The organism is Yoonia sp. R2-816 (assembly GCF_046762905.1).
Lineage (GTDB): Bacteria > Pseudomonadota > Alphaproteobacteria > Rhodobacterales > Rhodobacteraceae > Yoonia.
Genome location: NZ_JBKQXN010000063.1, coordinates 1 through 496, shown reverse-complemented (window position 1 = coordinate 496; position 496 = coordinate 1). Strand labels below are relative to the sequence as shown.

General features: G+C 52.4%; 1 protein-coding gene. It reads left to right on the top strand.

The annotated features are described in order from the left end of the window. On the top strand, window positions 1-305 hold a 305-nt coding region (locus tag ACFWW2_RS01215; RefSeq protein ID WP_393925538.1), incomplete at its 5' end, for a hypothetical protein. Window positions 306-496: the final 191 nt, after the last annotated feature.

Genomic DNA, 496 nt, shown 5'->3' with positions numbered 1-496 from the left:
CCGTCGCTATCGACATTTTCGAAGAAAGGCAAAAGCAGGGTGAGGCCGAAGCTCGACTGGAGAAACAGAAACTGAGTGCACAGTCTACTACAGCACAGTGTCGAAAAGCTGACCCTCAAGACCAGGTTGTGTTGACAGGGTTAAAGCCTGACAAGCGCGGATCTGGTCATAGCTGTTGTCTATTCAAAAATAGGACTTGGGAATTTCCGCAATGGAGCTACCTGGTTCTATTATTAAGTATGGAGCGATTTGATTGGCCTGCGAGTGGTTGGCAACACGGCTACCTACAAACGCCAGCGGCGTGACGGGTCGGCAGGCTGGGAACATCAGGCGCGAGTGACTGATCGGCGCACGGTCAACACGGGAAACACACCATGACAAAGAAACGAATGAACGTTGGCCTGCTAGCTAGCCCTGACGGCACCGTTGACGGAACGGCGACGACTGTGGGGGGACGTGGAAGACTGAATGGAGAAGTGTTTATGAGACGAAATCT